Genomic DNA, 21,502 nt, shown 5'->3' with positions numbered 1-21,502 from the left:
CCAACAAATTAAAAATTTGCTCCCTCAATTTTTAGCCCTATTTTGAATTGTTTTTACTATTTCTTGGTATTTTTATCAATTAAGAACATTTTAATCATTGAGCATTTTAAGTTCAAAAACCCGCTCCGCACATTTGGGCTTATTTAGTATCGGATGTTTGTTATTTTTAGCGATTTTGTGACTATTTCTATATAACGTTTACGACCGAGTAAAGAGTGGGTTGCACGAACCCGCTTTACCAACACCCGCAGCGACTATACAAGTGGCCACGATGTAACTACCTTCCGTCTTCGTTCGCTCTTAACGCATCGGTTTGATTTGTTCCTTAACAAACTACAGCCTTACCAAACATCCCTGTTTGCCATGCTAACCTCACTCAGTTGTCAGTACATTGCTGACGTAACACCACAAAATCGCTTTTATCGCCCTAACGTTATTTTTCTTATCCTCAGCTTCAATACCTAAGAACTAAGAAATAATAGCTAAGGATAGGTACAGATTCCGTAGCCGGAATATTCCCAATTACTGAGATCCAATTTACCACCACCGTCAACCACAAAAGACGCTTGACTACTACCCACCCTATCTTGCGTCCAATAGCCTAGGATGTTGGGGTCGATATAAGGAGGGGAATTAATAAGGTAAGAGTTCACATCCCCCCATTCAGAGAACAATCCTGCATCTATGTAACGCCCGCCATAACGATCAGGTGCCGAAGGCGTTGCCCCTACAAATTCATTTGCATAATTTCGACAAAAATCTGAATTGTCGTTCCGACAAGACGAATTAGTTAAATCACTGACCGTTGGGAGACGGTATCCAATATTATTACACCAAGATGATAGACTAGAATAGTCGCGCGGATAACCAATACCTCGGTTGATAAACCACTGCTTTAACTTAAAACCATACTTAATCACCGCATTACCACTGCTATCACGACCAACTAACTCAAATAGCTGAGGTAAAGATGGTCTGTCGATTTCACCTGGATTATCTGTTTGTTGTTGCGATGGTGTAGCAACAGGACCCGTTAGGGTGACTCGAACACTGTTCCTTGTTGAATTGGTCATAGTAGCAGTAATACCACCATGAGAAACCGGAGCCCAAGATAAGGCCTGATTAGTGCCGTCAATAATTAAATCAAAATACAACTTATCAGCACCAGTAGTCGGAAAGTTTGAATCATAAACTAACTGTGGTATAAACCCCCTAGAAGAGTCATAAATGGTATGATCAAAACCTCGCCCCATTAGTAAAGGGCTTGCACCACAAATCAGTGGCGATACTTTAGGATTAATATAATAAGTGGTCTTACCTGCCGTAAAACGAATTTGATTAGGTACCCCATAACGTGTTTTTAATGTACCTTGAGTATTTGATAAGGTTAATTTATATGGCGCTATACAAGTAGTCAGCACATCATTACGGGCAACAGCTCGACCCCATCTATCAACAATAGATAAATTTAAACTACCGGTAGCGGTGACACCATTAACTCCCTGACCATCACCATCATCATCCCTCCAATAATTATAAGGAGTGCCAATAAGTGAACTTAATGCAATAGAATTAGTATCCCTTGGTACTAACATACCAATATCATTAAAACTCTGACCAGCAACAGGTAAAACGATAGGATTGTCTCTTGAATTATTGGTTGTGGGAGTAAATGTTCTACCATCAGAAAGGGATATTCCGAGTAGCGCTGCGGTATTTGTTATCCGGGTACGGCCACCATCAAAGGTAAAATAAGGTGCTGAGCCATAAATAATATTGGTCGTTTTAGTGGTTAATGCATAATTAGAAAAAGAGATAGACTGTAAAACAACCACAGTCAATATGAAAACCATCTGCCGAGATAAAAAGGCTAAACTAAGAAATTTTGAAAAATTTTGCTGAAATTGCGGAAATAATAAACTGCAGTGAAGTAATAAACGGTGTGAGCTAAACTTTAGAAAGGTGAAATTATAGGTTGGGCAGGTTGCGTGTTGCGTGTTGCGTGTTGAAAATTATAATCCATATCAGATATCCTTGTCAATCTAATTAAATGATTTATTTGAAATTTAAAGCTTAATGGCATGAAATTTATCCATCCGTATAAATATGCTATAAAAGTATAGTGATTGGAAAAAACCATGCAACTTATTTTGACTGTTTAATTGTTAACTTTTGTAAAGGTTAATGTAATATTACGTCTTAATTACTCCCTTAAAACCTATTTCGAAGAAACTTAAGGGGGATTTTTGGGCTTTAAAAACCCCGTTCCTCAAAATTTTTTTGTTCTTTGAGTTTCGGACGTTTGCTGTTTTGCGGTTATTTCTATTCGGCGATTACGTCCGAGTAAAGAGGATTGGCAAGAACCCTCTTTACCATCTCCCGCGGCGACCACTCAAGTGGTCACGATGTGACTGACTTCCACCTTCGTTCGCTCTTAACGCATCGGCGGTGATTTGTTCCTAACAAAACACAGCCTTACCAAACATCCCTGTTTGCCATGCTAACCTCACTCAGTTGTCAGTACATTGCTAATGTCGCACCACAAAATCGTTGTTTATCGCCCTCTTCGTCAGCGCCATTGCCTTAGCAAGGCAATGATTCTTTAATGTCCTAACGTTATTTTTCTTATCCTCAGCTTCAATACCTAAGAACTAAGAACTAAGAAATAATGGCTAAGGATAGGTACACATTCCTTGACCATTGCTGCCTCTTATCGGTTTACCTTGAATCACAACACCCGTGTCCGCTCTAACTTTAAGGACATATTGGTTATCACTCAGCTGCTCACTCGTCCAATAGCCGTTGCCGTTGTCGATGTTGGCACCAGTGTAATCGCGCATACGCCCCCATTCCGTGAAAAATCCTGCACCAATGTGACGCGAGGCATAATTACCACGAGACGAAGGTGTTGCCCCTACTATTTCATTTCTATAATTTTGACAAACCGCGTCTTTACTCCTTTCATAACAAGTCGCATTAGTTAAATCCATGACCTTTACGAGACGGTATCCAATCCTATTACACCAAGGTGACATACCAAAATAGTAATCATCCCTACCACGAACAACAAACCACTGCTTTAACTCAAATCCATATTTGACGACCGCATTACCACTGCTATCACGACCGACTAACTCAAATACCTGAGGTAAAGATGGTCTGTCGATTTCACCTGGATTATCTGATTGCTGTTGCGATGGTGTAGCAACAGGACCCGTTAGGGTGACTCGAACGCTGCTATTTGTTGAATCTGTCATAGTAGCAGTAATACCACCATGAGAAACCGGCGCCCAAGATAAGGCCTGAGTACTACCACTAATATCTAAATCAAAATACAACTTATTAGCACCAGTAGTTGGGAAGTTTAAACCATAAGACGACGGCGTAACTGACTGGGTTAGAAAACCCTTATATTCGTCCCAAACGGCAGTAGAAATAACCCCCCAATAAAATAAGCTAGATCTTGCATAACAAATCGCTGGCGTTTCCTTAGGATTAATATAATAAGTGGCATTACTTGCACTAAAACGACTTTCATTAGGTACCCCATAACGTGTTGTTAATCTACCTTCACTATTAGATAAGGTTAATTTATATGGTGCTTTACAAATCGTAAGTACCTCATTACGCGCAACTCGTCGATTCCATTTATCAACAATAGATAAATTTAAACTACCGGTAGCGGTGATACTATCAATCCCCTGACCATCGCCATCATCATCCTCCCAATAATTATTGGGCGGACCAATAAGTGAACTTAAATCAATAGAATCAGTATCCGTTGGTATAAACATACCAATATCTGCAAAACTCTGACCAGCAACAGATAAAATGATAGGATTGTCTCTTGAATTATTGGTTGTGGGAGTAAATGTTGTACCATCAGAAAGGGATATCCCAAGTAGCGCTTCGGTATTTGTTACTCGGGTACGACCACCATCGAAGGTTAAATAAGGCGCTGAACCTTGAATAACATTAGTCGTTTGAGCGGTTAATGCATAATTAGGAAAAGAGATAGACTGTAAAACAACCACGGTTAATGCGAAAACTATCTGCCGAGATAAAAAGGCTAACCCAAGAAATTTTAAAAAATTTTGCCGAATTTGTTGGAAAAATAAACTGCGGTTAAATAATAAACGATGTGAGCTTAACTTTAGAAAGGCAAAATTATAGGTTGAGCAGGTTGGGTGTTGAGTGTTGAGTGTTGAAAATTATAATACATATTCGACATTCCTGTCAATTAATTTAATGATTAATTTACAATTTCACACCAATAAGTATGAAATTTATCCATTCGTATAAATATGCTATAAAAGTATAGTGATTGGAAAAAACTATGCAACTTTTTTTTTACGGTTTAATTGTTAACTTTTGTAAAGAAGAATACTGATAGCCCGAAAACAGCATCGGTTATTTGTTGTTTATTAGAAATAATATCCCCTTTATCCCCTCTTAAAAAATCACCATTTTTAATATTAATAATTTGCAGATTAGGCTTTTGATTTTGACAATTTTATAATCGTTTTTAGAAGGTATTTTGGCTTTAAAAACCCCGTTCCTCAAATTTTTTTGGTTCGATGAGTTTCGGACGTTTGCTGTTTTGCGGTTGTTTCTATACGGCGATTACGTCCGAGTTAAGAGGGTTGGCGCGAACCCTCTTTACCATCTCCCGCGGCGACCACTCAAGTGGTCATGATATGACTGCCTTCCACCTTCGTTCGCTTTTAACGCACAGGCGGTGATTTGTTCCTGACAAAACATAGCCTTGCCAAACATCCCTGTTTGCCATGCTAATGTCACTAAACAAGACTCATCATACTGATTTGTATTAAAGTAATATACTTTTATCTGATTTGATTATTTAAATTTTGATTTACTTATAATAATTTAAAAAATAAAAGAACCTGCAATACAAGTTCTTTTTAAACTTTTGAATCATTGATATAAAGTTGTTGGAATTATGTCAGTGTTTCCATTTTGGTCTATAAATAATCTAAAGATTTTTTTCTCATTGTTATTTAAATTAAAATCACGTTCACGACGGGGAGCATTAAAACTACACAATCCGTGACCTTGTATAGATGCACCAATAATAACTTCACCAGCTGGCAGATAAAAAGTTGCTCTTTCTTTAGTTTCAAACTTAGCGACTTCTTGCCCATTTAAAAATAAATTAATGTAACATCCACTTCCAGTCAATCCTTTATCTCTAATAAACACTAATGTCGCATTATTATCTAGTTTAGCTTGATGATTAAATATTCTTGCATCTGGTACTTGATTTATTTCATGTTCAGCTGGTGGTCTAGTAGAACATCCAATTAAAACTAAGGTTAAAAAGCCTCCAATCAATAATTTCTTCATACCTCTCCTCCAAAAATTTTTAGTAATGGTATTTTATTTTTTTAATTTTGACAATAAAACTCCATTCCTCAATTTATTTATAATTTATAAGCCTTGAAATAGAGATATCCTCTATTGATGATGATAATTATTAATTTTGAGTTTTTTATAAAACTTAATTTCATTTTTAGCAAATAAAGGCGTTATAATATACTAAATTTTCTAAATAAATTTTTAGGCCTGAAATTGGATTTTCAACTTGTTAGTCGATTGAAGAATCTTCAACTTTATAAAAAGCGACGTTCTAATAATGTGCTGTTTTGGCGCGAAATTTACCCTTTAGCAATGCCAATTTTAATTGAGAATTTATCCGTCATTTTGATGGGTATTTTCAGTACGTTTTTAGTGAGTTGGATTGGTAAGGCCGAGATGGCGGCCGTCGGTTTGGCGGAAAGCTTTAATATGATTGTAATGTCATTTTTTATGGCTGTTGCGCTGGGAACGTCGGTGGTAGTGGCGTTCAGTTTGGGGCGACACAATCGTAAAAAAGCCGTGGTGGCAGCAAGGCAGTCGATTACGTTATTAGTTATAATTTCGATTTTACTGTTTTTGTTTGTTGAGTTTTCCGGATATTGGATTGTCGAAATTATTGCCGGTAAGGCCGATCCTGAAGTTAAGGAATTAACGCTCACCTTTCTAAGATTAACCGTTTTAGGTTACCCTGCTCTTGCCTTTATCTTAGTTGGCTGTGGTGCCTTGCGCGGCGCTGGTAATACTAAGTTACCAATGTATTTAAACATCATTATGAACATTTTGAATCTGTCGATTAGCTATGTTCTAATTTATGGCGCTTTTGGTTGGCATGGTCTTGGATTTATTGGAGCGGGTATTGGCTTAACGATGTCTCGCTATTGTGGGATGTTTTTTATTTTATTGGTGTTAACCATCAAACCAAGTCGAGCGTTATTTATTCCTTTCCGCAGTTACTTCCATGCGTTTAATGGCAAGATTTTAATCGATATTTTAGGAATCGGAATTCCGGCTAGTGTTGAATCGGTAATGTTTAACATTGGAAAATTGTTAACGCAAACTTTTGTTGCCGGTATGGGAACGTCAACGATTGCAGCTAATTTTATCGCATTCTCTATTGCTGGATTACTTAATTTGCCAGGCGGTACACTCGGTGCCACCTCTACTATTATTGTTGGTAAACGTATTGGTATGGGGCAAATCTATCAACCTACAAGGCAACTGAAGTTTATCTTTCATTTAACCAGTTTGTTACTCTGCTTTTTAGCGTTTTTATCGATTCCATTTGCCGGGCTCTTAAGTTCACTGTATACCGATGATCAGGAGGTTATCGAGATTTCCAAACATTTGTTATGGTTTAATGCGTTGTTTACCCCTTTCTGGGCTTCCTCTTTTGTTTTGCCATATGGCTTTAAAGGTGCTAAAGATGCCAGTTATACCATGTGGGTCGCCATCGGTAGTATGTGGATGTGTCGGATTGTAGTTGGCTATATTTTTGGCGTCTATTTTGACTTTGGGGTGATTGGGGTTTGGTTTGGTATGTTCTTAGATTGGATCATTCGAAGCTTCTTCTTTTATCATCGACTTATTAGCGGTAAGTGGCTTTGGCGTCATCAAAAGCGGATTTGAGTTAAATTGAACACTTGACTCTTAATCAAGAGGTCAATAAACCTGCAATTATTTCATCAGTAAATCCTTATTACACCATATCATTGCTAATGTTATGGTGCTAAAATATTTATCGATAACTTTTTGATTATTGTTACCTCAATCCTTTAGCACTTTATATTCAAAACGGTCTGTTAATCACCCCCTCTGGTTGCCATCAGTTAACAGTTTATATAAGTATAATAAGGAGTCCAAAATGAGAGTATCGTCAATTGCTATGCTAATCACCTTTGGATTAGCTAGCTCAACCGCTTTGGCACATAGTGCCGACCAAATTATTATTCGCGGTGGTCCTGTCTATGTTCATCCTCAAGATAAAAGTGATCATGTTAAAGTTGGCGGTGCAAAGAGTGATCTTAAAGCTAAAACCGATAATGACACACAACTTGGGCTTAATTTTCAATATATGATTACCGATAATTTTGCTATTGAATTATTAGGCGCAACGCCTTTTAGTCATCAACTGAAACTTAGTGGCGGCAACTCAACTGTATTGGCTGGTGCTCATTTAGGCAAGATTAAACATCTACCACCGACATTAAGTGCTCTCTGGTATCCTCTTGATAGTAGTTACGAGTTCCAACCTTATGTTGGTCTTGGCGTAAATTACACCTTCTTTTTTGATGAAAAATTTAGTGGTGAAGCTAAAAAAGCCGGTTTTCATGGTTTAGATTTGGATAATTCTTGGGGTTGGGCTGCACAAGTGGGCGCTGATTACTCACTTGATGAAAATTGGTTAATTAATGCTCAGGTCCGTTATATCGATATTGAAACTAAAGCGAAAACGCATTTAGCTAATACTAAAGTCACAGCAAAATATGATCTTGACCCATGGGTGGTAATGTTTGGGGTTGGTTATAAGTTTTAATGGTACTAAAAACCTCTCCACAGTGAAGTGAGCCCCAGTAATTGGTTGTCCAACTATTGGAGGTCACTTCAGTTTTTATTATGTTATTTAATCTCTATCCACAATAGAGTTATATTAACTAAATAATCCACAACAATTCACGGCAATTTGCCTATAAAAGCCTATCAAATATCATCTTACCATACATTATGATGTCAAATATGCCTTATAAATTTGTGATATCTATCACATTAACCATATAACGTAATTAAGGTATGCAAAATCATAATACTGTTTTAAAAATGAATTTTATAAACTCTATTTATTGTTATTTTCCTATAAGTTGTTAAAGCAACTGATAATTAAATAATAACCGTTTTATCTACATCATATTTTGATAATTAAAAGGAGTTTATGATGGATAATAATAGAAAATTATCAATCATGGAAAAAATTGGTTTTGGAATGGGGGATGCTGCCTGTGGTATTGTCTATTCCTCAGTGACGATGTTTTTGACCTATTTTTATACTGATATTTATGGCCTTTCTGCTGCTGCGGTTGGCATAATGTTCCTCGCTACGCGAATTTTTGATGCTATTATCGATCCGATTACAGGTATGGTTGCCGATCGTACTAAAACAAGATGGGGGCGATTTAGACCATGGTTAATCTGGTTTGCCATTCCTTATGCTGTACTGGCTGTTATGACCTATACAACACCAGATTTTGGTTATTCAGGTAAACTTTTATACGCATACGTTACCTATGCATTATTAATGCTTTGTTATACATTTATTAATATTCCTTATTGTGCTCTAGGTGGTGTTATTGCTCGTGATGAAAAAGATCGCCTATCCGCTCAATCCTATCGGTTTACTATTTCATCGGCATCAGGACTTATGGTATCAATCGGTACGTTATTTTTAGTCGATTGGTTAGGAAAAGAAAATAAGCAACTCGGATTTCAGTTAACCATGGCGGTTATGGGCGTTATTGCGATTGGTATGTTAGTGTTCTGTTTTGCAACCACTGAAGAAAGAGTAGTACCAATTGAAGATAAAAATGTCAGTGTTAAAAAAGATTTAAAATGCTTATTAGGCAATGATCAGTGGTGTATTGTGGCGCTTATTACCTTCTTTTCAAGTATGGCTGGCGTTATGCGTAGTTCAGCAACGCTTTACTATGCAACTTACTTGATGATGGGTGGCGTTAGCTCAGCAGCAGGTACAGCGATGAAATCAGCCTTTGTGTCAACATCGGTGGTCGGTACTATATTAGGCGCAATGGCTGCTGGTTATTTTGCTAAACGTTTTACTGCTATTCAACTTTTTAAAAATATTAATTTAACGTTATTTGTTATTGGCGTAGTAATGTTTTTTGTTCCACCGGTGTGGTTAGCGGTTATTTTCCCACTCTATTTTTTAATTGGCTTTTTCCACTCCATGTATCAACCATTTAAATGGAATATGATGGCCAATGCGGCTGATTATGGTGAATGGAAATTTGGCCGCCGAGCAACTGGTCTATCTTTCTCAGGTAATTTATTTGCCTTAAAACTCGGCATGGCAATCGCTGGGGCTTTAGTCGGAATCTGTTTAGGTTTATTAGGCTATCAAGCAGGTGTAAATGAACAAACACCATTAGCCACAATGGGCATTATTGGTCTTTTAACTATTGGACCAGCATTTTCCTATTTATTACTTTGGTGGTTAATGCGTTTTTATAAATTAGATGACAAAATGATGGAAAAAATTCAAAGTGATTTACTTGCTAGACAACAAAATAAAGATAGTGATGACTAAGATAGTATGTCGATAAGTAATAGTTACAATTAAAGGTTAATTATATGAGTTTAGATTATTATCACAATCCTATTATCTGCGGTGATTATTCCGATCCGGATATTGTCAAAGTAAATGATGATTTCTTTATGGTTTCATCTAGCTTTAACCATATGCCAGCATTACCGATCCTCCACTCAAAAGACTTGGTAAATTGGCAGATTATCAATCATGTTTTTGATGCCCTTGACTTACCCGGTTATGATGCAGTCCAACCCGGTAAAGGGGTTTGGGCGCCATCGATTCGCTATCATGATGAAAAACTTTGGGTGTTTTTTAGTACTCCTGACGAAGGTATTTTTATGTCTAATACCTCTGATCCTTGGGGTAAATGGAGCAAACCGCACTGCTTACAACCAGCACTCGGTTGGATTGATCCTTGTCCATTTTGGGATGATGATGGTCGAGCATGGTTAGTACATGCCTTTGCGCAAAGTCGTTGTGGTGTTAAACATAAGTTGCAGCTATTTGAAATGGCTAATGATGGATCAACATTGATTGGCGAAGGTCAAATTATTTATGATGGCACTGCCGATTTACCGACACTTGAAGGACCAAAACTTTATAAGCGCAATGGTTGGTATTACATTTTTGCACCAGCTGGCGGTGTTGAAAACGGTTGGCAATCGGTGTTACGTAGCCATGACTTAACGGGTCCTTGGACTGCACGCAATGTGCTATTTCAAGGCAATACCACCATTAACGGCCCTCATCAAGGTGGATGGGTCGAATTGGACAATAATGAGTGCTGGTTTGTACACTTTCAAGATGCCCATTTATATGGCCGTATTGTTCATTTACAGCCAATGTATTGGGGTGATGATGATTGGCCTCGCATTGGTGAGAGTATCAATAATGACTTTACAGGACAACCAGTATTATCATATAAAAAACCAACTGTGTCCCATCACTCAGAAGAGTATAAAATCCAAACCAGTGACGATTTCCAGCATGGTAAATTAGGTTTACAGTGGCAATGGCAGGCAAATCCTAATCCTGATTGGCTAATAGCAAGTGATCAAGGATTAAACTTAAGTTGTTATCCATTACCTATGCATAATACACAGAGTACACTCTATTTTGCAGCTAACTTATTGCTGCAAAAATTTTCAGCATGGCAATTTACGGCGCAAACTCAACTTAAATTGAATGCTAAGCAAACAGGTGATTTAGGTGGTTTAATCGTTTATGGTGAACGTTATGCAGCAATTATGGTCGGTTATGATAATGGGCAGTATAAGCTGTATTATCGATATGGCTGGATGAAAGATTCAGGTCAAGTTGACGAATATCAACAAATTGTCGGTCAATTATCTTCACAGCATTGCCAACTTAAAGTCGAAGTTGGTTTGAATGGTATCTGTCAATTTCACTATAAAGATCATAAGACAGATTGGATTTTAATTGAACCTAGCTTCGCAGCTGGAAAAGGCAAATGGGTGGGGGCTAAAGTAGGAATTTTTGCCGCAACTGAAGCAGATAATGCCATTGGCCATTGCCATTTTGATTACTTCAAGATTAGTTAACGGTTTAATAAGATAAAAAACCCTCTCATATGAGAGGGTTTTTATTCAAGTTGTTAAAGACTTTTTATGGCTGCATGCTGCTCTTGCAATTTGGCTTTATCAGCAATATAGCCTTGTTGTTTTTCTTTCTCTTTGGCAACGACTGCTGCGGGAGCTTTATCGACAAAGCTAGCATTAGATAATTTATTATCAATACGCGCAATTTCGCCATCAATACGAGCGATCTCTTTTTCAAGACGAGCTAGCTCATCTTCTTTATTAATAAGCCCAGCCATTGGGATAAGGAGTTCGGCACCATCAACCAATTTAGTGACTGATAATGGTCCTGCTTCACCTTCATCTAACAAGACAATTTCTGATAATCTTGCTAATGATTCGACAAAGGTGACATTGTCACTAATTACGCGATGAACTGCTGGTGATGCTTTTCTAATCAATAACTGTAATGGTTTGCTTGGTGCGATATTCATTTCAGCACGGATATTACGAACCGCAATGACAGCGTCTTTAATCCAATTGATATCAGCAACTGCTTTATCATCAACTAATTGGCTATCAAATGCTGGCATTGGTTGTAACATAATGGTATCCGCTTTGATTGCCATTAGTGGTTTGACACTTTGCCAAATAGCTTCAGTAATAAATGGAATGATTGGATGCGCCAAACGTAATAAGGCTTCAAGTACCGTGACTAAAGTGTGACGAGCAGCACGTTGCTGATTCTGTTCACCATTTGCCAATACTGATTTAGTTAACTCTAAATACCAGTCACAGAACTGATTCCAAGTGAATTCATATAAGATATTAGCAGCTAAATCAAAACGGTAAGTATCGAATGCTTCTCGATAGGTTTTCACAGTTTGGTTAAATTCCGCTAAGATCCATTTATCCGCTAATGAATAATCTAACTCCCCACCTTTAAAACCACAATCGTGATCTTGGGTATTCATCAATACATAACGGCTGGCATTCCATAGTTTATTACAGAAGTTACGATAACCTTCTAAACGTTTTAAATCCCAATTGATATCACGACCAGTTGATGCCAGCGCCGCTAAAGTAAAACGTAAGGCATCAGTACCATGCGCTTCAATACCATTTGGGAACTGTTTTTCTGTACGTTTGGCAATCTTTTCCGCTAATTGTGGCTGCATCATATTACCAGTACGTTTTTCTAATAAATCGGCAAGTGAAATACCATCTATCATATCTAAAGGATCGATAACATTACCTTTAGATTTCGACATTTTTTGCCCTTCTTCATCGCGAATTAGCCCTGTCACATATACCGTTTTAAACGGTACTTGTGGTTTACCATGCTCATCTTTAATGAAATGCATGGTCATCATAATCATTCGAGCAACCCAGAAGAAGATAATATCAAAACCTGTCACTAGTACATTAGTTGGATGGAAAGTAGCTAAATCATCAGTATTTTCTGGCCAACCTAAAGTTGAAAATGTCCATAGTGCTGATGAGAACCAAGTATCAAGAACATCGTCATCTTGAGACAATTCGACATCTGCTGCCAGATTATTATCACGGCGAACCTCAGCCTCATCACGACCAACATAGACGTTGCCTTGATTATCATACCAAGCTGGAATTCGGTGTCCCCACCATAATTGTCGCGAAATACACCAATCTTGAATATCATTCATCCATGAAAAATACATATTTTCATACTGTTTAGGTACAAATTGGATATCACCATTTTTTACCGCCGCAATAGCTGGTTCCGCTAATACTTTAGCTCTTACATACCATTGATCGGTTAACATAGGTTCGATTACCACACCACCACGATCGCCATACGGGATAGTTAAGTCATGCGGTTCAATTTTTTCTAAAATACCTTGAGCTTCACACTGCGCAACAACTAATTTACGCGCCGCAAAGCGTTCTAAATTTTGGAATTGTGCCGGAATATCGGTTGCGTATGCAGTACTTGGCTCACCATTAGTATCAAACACTTCAGCTTGAGCACGAATATCGCCATCAAAAGTTAAGATGTTGATCATTGGTAATTGATGACGACGCCCTACTTCATAGTCATTAAAGTCATGCGCAGGAGTAATTTTTACGCAGCCAGTACCTTTTGTCATATCCGCATGTTCATCGCCAACAATCGGAATTCGACGATTAACAAATGGTAATATGACAAATTTACCAATCAAATCTTTATAACGAGGATCTTCTGGATTAACGGCAACACCTGTATCACCAAATAGTGTTTCAGGGCGAGTTGTAGCGACAACTAGATAATCTTTGCCTTCTGCAGTTTTAACACCATCCGCTAATGGATAGCGCAAATGCCACATTGAACCTTTTACTTCACGATTCTCTACTTCAAGATCAGAAATTGCGGTACGTAATTTTGGATCCCAGTTAACTAAGCGTTTACCACGATAAATCAGATCTTCTTGGTAGAGTCTTACAAAAACTTCTTTAACCGCATTTGAAAGCCCTTCATCCATAGTAAAACGTTCGCGATCCCAATCAACCGAATCACCTAAACGTCGCATCTGTTTAGTGATGTTACCACCTGATTCTGCTTTCCATTGCCAAATTTTTTCGATAAACGCTTCACGACCATAATCATGGCGAGTTTTGTTTTCTTCAGCAGCAATTTTACGTTCTACCACCATTTGCGTTGCAATACCGGCATGATCACTACCTGATTGCCATAGCGTGTTATTGCCTTGCATGCGATGATAACGAATTAGCGCATCCATAATAGTTTGTTGGAAAGCATGTCCCATATGCAAACTACCAGTTACATTTGGTGGTGGAATAGCAATACAATAACTAGGCTGAGATTTGTCACCATTAGGTTTAAAGTAACCACTTTCTTCCCAATGTTGATAGATAGGTTGTTCGATTTCTTGTGGATTATAAGTCGTATTTTTCATAATAAAGGCATCAATCCTAATTCAAGGCATAAAAATGGCCTTTATTCTACAGTAAAATGATATAACAATAAATTGTTAGACGCATAAAATCGATTTTGGCGAGAGTAACAATAACAATACGTACAATAAAAGAACATTTATTAATAAACAATCTTGTTTTATCACCGATTTAGATGATGAATTTTGATGATGATAGATAAACTTGTCGATTAATTTCATTTACCCAATATAAACCGTTAATGCCTATAAACTATTATGTTTTAACGTAACAACTACCATTAGCGGCTATAATAAGATAACCTCTTAGTAATTTGGCTATGGCTTTATGATAAAAATTATTGGACTACTTATGTTAACCGCATTAGCCGAAATCTTTGATTGTTTTTGTGTTTGGTTTAAAAAAAGCAGCATCCAACTGGTTTTTAGCGTTAGCAGCATTAAGTTTAATGTTGTTTGTTTGGTTACTTTCCTTACCCCCCCTGAAGCTAGCGGTCGGATTTATGCTACTTATGGTGGAATCTATATTGCTCTATCAATAAGTTGGCTTAAATTTGTAGATAATATTAAGCTGTCTACTTTTGATTTAATTGGCGCAGGGATTATCTTACTTGACACATTGGTGATAGTTTTAGGCTGGCGTTCGTAAACTAACCACAGAAGCAGTTGATATGTGTTAATGTACTCGTTTACATGTCGCTTCTATATTGAATTCCATAATCGATTTTTGAATATCACAACGTTCATATTTGGTAAATGAGCTCTCTTTTAATTCATCTTCTGAAATAAATTTATACTCCATTTCAGTTATGATATTGTTGATTTGATATTTCGATTTACATTCAAGGGCACCTTTAAATTTTGTGTAATTATTATCAGGTGAAATCGGCACAATAAGCTGATAATATTTAGATTGCACCAAAAGTCTTTCTTCCTCTTTCCCTATAAGTACAACATAATCAGCATTATTTAACGTATAAGGTTGCATTGTTCTCAACTTTGAACCGTCAAAAACGTATTTTGTGCCCCGACTATTATCGACTTCACAACGCCAAGTTCCTACCAACATTTCTGCAGTAATCTTCTGTCGCTCTTGGCAACCGATTAAAGCTAAAAAAGATATGAGGAGCACCAATAATTTTTTTAACATTTTATTTTTGGCTTAAGATTAATAATTGGTTACTATAACAAAAGTTCTAATAAATTTTTATAAATTTATTGAGTTCTGTATTAGCATGGTATGATTCTTAAGACATCAAAAACTGCATCATAACAAGCTAATCGCTGATCTTTATCAGAAATAGATTTACATGAATCAACTTTTGACTGTATTGAATTTTCGGCAAAAGCAAAAGTTGTAAATATGACGGGGAGTAATAAAACAAAAAATATTCTTTTCATACCATTTTTCTTAATTTATTAAATTATTTTTGATAATGGTATGTTATTTATAAGATTTGGGTAATAAAACGCTCCTCCCTCAAATTTTAGGGTTCTATGAGTTTCGGACATTTTATTATTAGGTGACTAATTCAATAATGTAATTACGCCCGAGTAAAGAGAGTTTACGCGAACTCTTTTTACAAATTGTAAATATATTTTTATGTTATCGATTTTTATGATTTTTTATCCCTAAAGAAGAATTGTGATGCTTTAATAGGTAATTTTAAGAATAGACGCTGTATTTATTCTAAATCTACTTTAAAAACTAACTTTATCATATTTCTATAAACTAGTTAGGCTGAAGTCATTTTTTTATGCTTTTGTTCATCAACACGTAATTGGAATAGTTTTAAGATTAAAACCAGCTTCTTTATAAGCTTTATATCTTGCTCTGGCTAACGATTTTTGTTGATCATCGACAGGAACAAAATCGATAATATCACGATAAACACCAGCAAATTCTGGAAATTGTTGTTGTAGGTTTATTAATAAATGTCGTGCACCACTACTACGCTTTTGTGGCCAACAAATTTCTACAGGAGATCCACCTTTAAGACCTTCCCCTGCTAGATTATGTGGAACAAAATTGTTGGTATCTAGCTGCCATAAATATTCGTCGATTCTTTCGGCTTGTGCTTGATCTTGACAGGCAACTAGCACCCGCTGTTTATTTTGCCACGCTTCGACGATTTTTTCGCAGGCAAGCTTTTCTTGGAATAGTACCCCAGCGTCATTAGCTGGGGTTGGGTTTTCTAATAGGTAGAAAATCACTTTTTTCATGTCAGTTAGTTACTCATTTTTGGTCAAGTAAGTATTGAATTAACATGGCAACCGGTCGGCCTGTCGCACCTTTGTTGGCACCAGATTTCCAAGCTGTACCGGCAATATCAAGATGAGCCCATTGATATTTTTCCGTGAAGCGAGATAGGAAACAAGCAGCGGTAATGGTTCCACCGTCTCGACCGCTTGCATTAACAATGTCAGCGCAGGTTGATTTGATTTGTTCTTGGAAGTCACTATCAATAGGTAGTGACCATGCTTTGTCGCCCGCTTTATTGGATGAGTTTACCAATTCTTCAATAAGTTGTGGGTTGTTGCCCATCACGCCAGTATAATGATGACCGAGAGCAATAATACAAGCGCCAGTAAGTGTGGCAATGTCGATCACCGTTTTCGGTTGGAAACGTTCAACATAGGTTAACACATCACATAACACTAAGCGCCCCTCAGCATCGGTGTTGATGATTTCCACAGTGGTACCGGACATAGTTGTTAAGATATCACCAGGGCGGTAGGAATTACCATCTGGCATATTTTCACAACCTGCCATTACACCAACCACATTGATAGGTAGTTTTAATTCAGCGACAGCTTGCATGACACCAAAGACAGTGGCAGCACCACACATGTCATACTTCATTTCGTCCATACCAGCTGAAGGCTTAATAGATATACCACCTGAATCGAAAGTTAACCCTTTACCAACTAATACATAAGGCTTGGCTTTTTTGTCTTTGGCACCATGGTACTCAATGACGGTCATAATTGATTCGTTGGCCGATCCTCGTCCAACGGCTAAGTAAGCATTCATATTGAGTTTGGCTAGTTCTTTCTCACCTAAGCAGGTAACTTTTAAGTTGATATATTGTTTGCCTAAACTTTCACCCTCCTCCGCTAAATATTTGGCATTACAGACGTTAGATGGCATGTTGGCAATGTTTTTGGTACTGGTAATCGCATCGGCAATAATTTGCCCTTGGAATAATTGACTTTCAACATGGTTGATCGTCTGTTTATCGCTATAAAGCAAAGTTATTTTTTGTAAGCTTGGTTGTTTTGATTTTGTTGATTTGAATTGGTCAAAACTGTAGGTTAAATCGCTGGTAATTTGAGGTAACTGCTTAGCGATTTCACCACTAATTGCTGGATTGAGAGTTAGAATATCCCAACAAATGTTTTTAACTTTTTTGGTAGTTAGCTCTTTTATAGCAGCTTGAATCACTTTTTTGGCTGCATTGATATCAAAATTTTTGCCTTGGCCACATCCAACTACTAATATTTTTTGTTTAGTTGAATTTGGGGTAACATATAAAAAAGTCGTTTTACCCAATTCACCGCTAATATCACCTGAATTAATTAATTGGCTTATCATGTCATTAGTCGATTGATCTATCTCTTTGATTAAGTTAGATTGTATTTTGTCAGAATTGACGGTAACGACTAAACATTCTTCTTTTTGTTTGATGATAGATATACTGTTTTTGATTGCGTATTGCATAGCGTTCTCTTGTAAGATTTTTGTGGTCAATAGTTACATTTTATCGGTTCATTAAACGATAGCAACAAAAAGATAACTAAACAACGCAAATCTGATTATAATAGTGAGATTTTATAAGACCGATAGATAGGTAAAAGAGTGATAATTCGCCGATATTTAATTAAAGAGACGATGAAAACGCAAAGCGCAATACTGTTTATTTTATTGCTGATTTTCTTTTCTCAAAAATTAATCAGAATTTTATCCAGTGCAATTGATGGTAGTATTCCTCGTGATTTGATTATGCCACTTTTAGTGTTGGGTGTGTCAAGTATGGCTGATCTTATTTTGCCATTAAGTCTGTTCTTAGGGGTATTGGTGACATTTGGACGACTCTATTCTGACAGTGAGATGGTAGCGATGCATGCTTGTGGAATTAAGAGGAGACTTAATTATCAAGTAGTTCTATTTCTCTGTGTGATTACCTGTATATTAACTACGGCCAATAGCCTTTGGTTTGGTCCTTGGTCGAGTGTGAAACAAGATCAATTAGTGGAAAACGCCAAGATCAATCCAAGTTTGGCCGGTCTGTTAGCAGGTCAATTTCAACAAACCCCAGATGGCAATTCAGTCATTTATATTGGTAATGTAGATCGAAATAAGATGGATAATGTATTTATTGCTCAGATCAATCCGAAAAACAGTCAACGTCCATCTATCATTATTGCCAATAGAGGAAAAACCGAAGAAGATAAAAACGGTAACCAATTCATTACTCTTGAGGATGCAAACCGCTATGAAGGAACAGCGCAGCTAAAAGAATTCCGAATTTCTAATTTTCATAATTATTTAGCTATTATTAAACCTAAGGAGTTAGATACCAATGTTGATGAAGATAAAATAGATGTTCAGCAATTAGGAATAATGGAACTTCACGACAATCCAACAGCCAAGGCTAAAGCTGAATTTTTTTGGCGATTAACGTTAATTATTTCGGTTCCTTTGATGGCTTTTTTGGTAATTCCCCTGAGTGTTTCTAACCCAAGACAAGGGCGACTTGCACAAATTTTGCCAGCATTATTGCTTTATTTGGTCTACTTTTTACTTTCTAGCTCGGTTAAAGCCAATGCTGGTAAAGGACGATTAGATCCAGCTTTGTGGTTTTATATGATTAATTCGGGTTATTTTATACTGGCTTTAATTTTGAATTGTTGGGATAACTTATTTATGCGTAAACTTCGTTTAAAATTTACTGCGTCTTAAGGGGAGAACGATGTTTTCGATTTTAGATCGCTATATTGGTAAAACTATTTTAAATACCATTGGGATTTGCTTATTTTTATTAATTAGTTTATCAGGAATTATCCGTTTTATCGATCAGCTTAGAAGAATCAAATTTGATTATGATGCGTTGTCTGTTGGTCTTTATTCTTTATTAATGGTTCCTAAAGATTTAGAGATATTTTTCCCTATGGCAGCACTTTTAGGTGGCTTAATCGGCTTGGGGATTTTAGCTTCACGTAGTGAGCTTATTGTAATGGAAACTTCAGGCTTTAGCCGCTTTAAAATCGCTTTAGCTGTCATGAAAACCGCTTTACCATTGGTACTAATTACAATGGCAGTTGGTGAGTGGGTTGCGCCGATCAGTGAACAAACAGCACGAAATATGCGGTCTGAAAAACTCTATGGTAACTCATTATTATCTGAACGAGGTAGTTTATGGGCGAAAGATAATAATGATTATATTTTTATTGGTCATGTCAATAGCGACAACTCAATCTCGAATATTGATATTTATAGTGTCGATAAAAATAGGTTGTTATCAATTACCCATGCTGATAGTGGCACATTTGAAAATGGCGAGTGGACGTTATCACAGATTGAAATGAATGATCTAACTAATCCACAGCAAGTAATAGGTACCAATCTTCTGAATATGCCGTGGAAGACGAATATTACTCCTGATAAGTTAAGCATAGTGGCTTTTGATCCTGAATCTTTGTCAGCTTCTGGACTTTATCAATATTCGCAATATTTAAAAGTTTCAGGTCAAGATACTAAATATTATGACTTGTTATTTTGGAAGAAATTGATTAAACCGATTTCAGTTGCTGTAATGTTGTTACTGGCTTTATCATTCATCTTCGGACCGTTACGCAGTGTCTCCATGGGTGTTAGGGTGATTATTGGTATAAGTTTTGGTTTTATTTTTTATATCGCCGATAATCTTTTCGCACAAACCAGTATCGTGATAGGTATTTACCCTTTTGTTGGTTCAATGCTAACTAGCTTAGTTTTTTTATTGATCAGTTATATTTTATTTAAACGAAAAAATTAGCTTATAAATAATTAGTTTATAAACAATAGGTATAATTACCGATTAATACTATGATATCGATATATAAAAAGGTATTGGTTCATAAAAAGATGTTGGTGTATAAAAATAAGACGTTATATACCAACTACATCGCTCTATTAAGTAAAATTGTCTCTATATATCCGGATTAAGTTCAATAATAGATCTGTGAATTCGGTGCTCATTGGCTAGTTTGCATCCCCTAATTGTATAAGGGATGCATAACAGCAATTTATTTAAACAATCTTAAATATTCTCCATAACCTTGAGCTTCAAGCTCTTCTTTGGGGATAAACTTTAGCGCAGCTGAATTAATGCAGTAACGCAATCCTCCTAATGCTACAGGTCCATCATTAAAAACATGCCCAAGATGTGAATCAGCCTCTAATGAGCGAACCTCAACACGGTTCATTCCGTAGCTGTTATCTTCTTTTTCTACTATCTGCTGTCGATTAATAGGTTTGGCGAAGCTTGGCCAACCACAACCTGAATCAAACTTGTCCAGAGAGGTAAATAGTGGTTCGCCAGAGACAATATCAACGTAGATCCCCTCACGATGATTGGCGTGGTATTGGTTATCGAATGGTGGTTCGGTACCATTTAGTTGTGTGACTTGATATTGCATAGGTGTTAGTGCTGATATGGCCTTTTCTTTCATTGATTTTTTCATCATATATCTGCCTCACGCTACGTTACTAATGTGATAACTACTCAAATGCGATAACTACTACAGAAGTTTTGTATTCGTATTAATCACGGCTATTTAACATCGATTGTAATACTTTATCTTTAACCCCAAAATAGTGGTACAACGCAGCTAATATGTGAAATAGCACTAAAATTGCTAAGAGGTCTGAGCCGATTAGATGCATTGTATGAAAAATTTGATGTAGGTTATTTGACATATCAATAGCAGGAATCGATATCAGCCAAAAAACATTAAGATCTCTCCCACTCATTAAATAACCCGATAAAGGCACAATAAGCAGTAATAGATAAATAAATCCTTGAGTAGATTTTGACAATATCCGTTGCAGTTTTTGCTCTTTAGGTAAAACATCTGGTACACCTTGCTCTCGAATTACTATTATTCGCCATACCGTTAATAGCCAAACCACGACACCCAAAGATTTATGCAATAAATAAACAATTGGCATACCACCTAAAATATTCGACATTGTCACTTTAGCAAAAAGCAGAAAAGTGACAATCACGATTAACAAGGTGGATGACCAATGGATCCATTTTTGTTTACTGCTATACTGCGGATAACTTTGCATT

At 36.8% G+C, this 21,502-nt stretch carries 17 protein-coding genes; 7 read left to right on the top strand and 10 right to left on the bottom strand.

Translation table 11 applies throughout. From position 1 onward, the window contains the following. Positions 1–482: 482 nt before the first annotated feature. The 3 genes from AC5LXV_RS09200 to AC5LXV_RS09190 all read right to left on the bottom strand — a co-directional run bounded on the left by AC5LXV_RS09200 (position 483) and on the right by AC5LXV_RS09190 (position 5,364). A complete protein-coding gene (locus AC5LXV_RS09200; RefSeq protein WP_493466229.1) occupies positions 483–1,841 on the bottom strand; it encodes a hypothetical protein in 1,359 nt (452 codons plus the stop codon). Positions 1,842–2,672: 831 nt separating this feature from the next. Further along, a complete protein-coding gene (locus AC5LXV_RS09195) occupies positions 2,673–4,034 on the bottom strand; it encodes a hypothetical protein (RefSeq protein WP_493466228.1) in 1,362 nt (453 codons plus the stop codon). A 901-nt stretch (positions 4,035–4,935) separates the two neighbouring features. Next, on the bottom strand, positions 4,936–5,364 hold the full coding sequence (locus AC5LXV_RS09190; protein ID WP_493466227.1) for a hypothetical protein: 429 nt from the start codon (positions 5,362–5,364) through the stop codon (positions 4,936–4,938). A gap of 225 nt (positions 5,365–5,589) precedes the next feature. Between AC5LXV_RS09190 and AC5LXV_RS09185 the strand changes: the two genes are divergently transcribed. From AC5LXV_RS09185 to AC5LXV_RS09170, 4 genes are all read left to right on the top strand, one after another. Continuing rightward, on the top strand, positions 5,590–7,002 hold the full coding sequence (locus tag AC5LXV_RS09185) for an EmmdR/YeeO family multidrug/toxin efflux MATE transporter (protein WP_493466226.1): 1,413 nt from the start codon (positions 5,590–5,592) through the stop codon (positions 7,000–7,002). 235 nt (positions 7,003–7,237) lie between these two features. Next, entirely contained in the window at positions 7,238–7,909 is a 672-nt protein-coding gene (locus tag AC5LXV_RS09180; protein WP_493466225.1) for an OmpW/AlkL family protein, read from the top strand. A gap of 396 nt (positions 7,910–8,305) precedes the next feature. Further along, positions 8,306–9,691, top strand: a complete 1,386-nt coding sequence (locus AC5LXV_RS09175; protein ID WP_493466224.1) for a glycoside-pentoside-hexuronide (GPH):cation symporter — start codon at positions 8,306–8,308, stop codon at positions 9,689–9,691. 44 nt (positions 9,692–9,735) lie between these two features. Further along, entirely contained in the window at positions 9,736–11,256 is a 1,521-nt protein-coding gene (locus AC5LXV_RS09170; RefSeq protein ID WP_493466223.1) for a glycoside hydrolase family 43 protein, read from the top strand. Between the two features lie 53 nt (positions 11,257–11,309). Here the strand turns inward: AC5LXV_RS09170 and AC5LXV_RS09165 are convergent, their stop codons facing one another. Beyond that, positions 11,310–14,168, bottom strand: coding sequence for a valine--tRNA ligase (locus AC5LXV_RS09165; protein WP_493466222.1), 2,859 nt, complete (start codon positions 14,166–14,168; stop codon positions 11,310–11,312). Positions 14,169–14,493: 325 nt separating this feature from the next. Here AC5LXV_RS09165 and AC5LXV_RS09160 point away from each other — a divergent pair, with 325 nt between their 5' ends. Next, positions 14,494–14,814, top strand: a complete 321-nt coding sequence (locus AC5LXV_RS09160) for a YnfA family protein (protein ID WP_493466221.1) — start codon at positions 14,494–14,496, stop codon at positions 14,812–14,814. Positions 14,815–14,841: 27 nt separating this feature from the next. Here AC5LXV_RS09160 and AC5LXV_RS09155 read toward each other — a convergent pair whose 3' ends face one another. From AC5LXV_RS09155 to AC5LXV_RS09140, 4 genes are all read right to left on the bottom strand, one after another. After that, a complete protein-coding gene (locus AC5LXV_RS09155) occupies positions 14,842–15,315 on the bottom strand; it encodes a hypothetical protein (protein ID WP_110433676.1) in 474 nt (157 codons plus the stop codon). 80 nt (positions 15,316–15,395) lie between these two features. Then, complete coding sequence (locus tag AC5LXV_RS09150) at positions 15,396–15,566, bottom strand: hypothetical protein (protein WP_181415957.1); 171 nt, start codon at positions 15,564–15,566, stop codon at positions 15,396–15,398. A 369-nt stretch (positions 15,567–15,935) separates the two neighbouring features. After that, on the bottom strand, positions 15,936–16,388 hold the full coding sequence (locus tag AC5LXV_RS09145; RefSeq protein WP_493466220.1) for a DNA polymerase III subunit chi: 453 nt from the start codon (positions 16,386–16,388) through the stop codon (positions 15,936–15,938). Positions 16,389–16,401: 13 nt separating this feature from the next. Beyond that, complete coding sequence (locus tag AC5LXV_RS09140; RefSeq protein ID WP_493466219.1) at positions 16,402–17,886, bottom strand: leucyl aminopeptidase; 1,485 nt, start codon at positions 17,884–17,886, stop codon at positions 16,402–16,404. Positions 17,887–18,024: 138 nt separating this feature from the next. Here AC5LXV_RS09140 and lptF point away from each other — a divergent pair, with 138 nt between their 5' ends. Then, a complete protein-coding gene (gene lptF, locus AC5LXV_RS09135) occupies positions 18,025–19,128 on the top strand; it encodes an LPS export ABC transporter permease LptF (protein ID WP_493466218.1) in 1,104 nt (367 codons plus the stop codon). A 10-nt stretch (positions 19,129–19,138) separates the two neighbouring features. Next, positions 19,139–20,203, top strand: a complete 1,065-nt coding sequence (lptG, locus tag AC5LXV_RS09130; protein WP_493466217.1) for an LPS export ABC transporter permease LptG — start codon at positions 19,139–19,141, stop codon at positions 20,201–20,203. A gap of 250 nt (positions 20,204–20,453) precedes the next feature. On the opposite strand, the gene msrB is transcribed toward lptG, so the two are convergent. Together msrB and AC5LXV_RS09120 are read right to left on the bottom strand one after the other, a co-directional pair. Continuing rightward, entirely contained in the window at positions 20,454–20,879 is a 426-nt protein-coding gene (msrB, locus tag AC5LXV_RS09125; protein WP_110433744.1) for a peptide-methionine (R)-S-oxide reductase MsrB, read from the bottom strand. A gap of 91 nt (positions 20,880–20,970) precedes the next feature. Next, positions 20,971–21,501 (bottom strand): cytochrome b, encoded by a 531-nt coding sequence (locus AC5LXV_RS09120; protein ID WP_493460906.1) that lies wholly within the window; start codon positions 21,499–21,501, stop codon positions 20,971–20,973. Position 21,502 lies beyond the last annotated feature (1 nt).

Source organism: Gilliamella sp. LMG 34359 (assembly GCF_984569085.1).
This window is presented reverse-complemented; position numbering and strand designations above follow the sequence as displayed.

Bases quoted from the DNA above. Each gene is read 5' to 3' on its own strand.
- AC5LXV_RS09190 (WP_493466227.1), bottom strand. From the start codon at position 5,364: ATGAAGAAATTATTGATTGGAGGCTTTTTAACCTTAGTTTTAATTGGA.
- AC5LXV_RS09180 (WP_493466225.1), top strand. From the start codon at position 7,238: ATGAGAGTATCGTCAATTGCTATGCTAATCACCTTTGGATTAGCTAGC.
- AC5LXV_RS09175 (WP_493466224.1), top strand. From the start codon at position 8,306: ATGGATAATAATAGAAAATTATCAATCATGGAAAAAATTGGTTTTGGA.
- AC5LXV_RS09170 (WP_493466223.1), top strand. From the start codon at position 9,736: ATGAGTTTAGATTATTATCACAATCCTATTATCTGCGGTGATTATTCC.
- AC5LXV_RS09165 (WP_493466222.1), bottom strand. From the start codon at position 14,168: ATGAAAAATACGACTTATAATCCACAAGAAATCGAACAACCTATCTAT.
- AC5LXV_RS09160 (WP_493466221.1), top strand. From the start codon at position 14,494: ATGATAAAAATTATTGGACTACTTATGTTAACCGCATTAGCCGAAATC.
- AC5LXV_RS09155 (WP_110433676.1), bottom strand. From the start codon at position 15,315: ATGTTAAAAAAATTATTGGTGCTCCTCATATCTTTTTTAGCTTTAATC.
- AC5LXV_RS09150 (WP_181415957.1), bottom strand. From the start codon at position 15,566: ATGAAAAGAATATTTTTTGTTTTATTACTCCCCGTCATATTTACAACT.
- AC5LXV_RS09145 (WP_493466220.1), bottom strand. From the start codon at position 16,388: ATGAAAAAAGTGATTTTCTACCTATTAGAAAACCCAACCCCAGCTAAT.
- AC5LXV_RS09140 (WP_493466219.1), bottom strand. From the start codon at position 17,886: ATGCAATACGCAATCAAAAACAGTATATCTATCATCAAACAAAAAGAA.
- lptG (WP_493466217.1), top strand. From the start codon at position 19,139: ATGTTTTCGATTTTAGATCGCTATATTGGTAAAACTATTTTAAATACC.
- msrB (WP_110433744.1), bottom strand. From the start codon at position 20,879: ATGAAAGAAAAGGCCATATCAGCACTAACACCTATGCAATATCAAGTC.
- AC5LXV_RS09120 (WP_493460906.1), bottom strand. From the start codon at position 21,501: ATGCAAAGTTATCCGCAGTATAGCAGTAAACAAAAATGGATCCATTGG.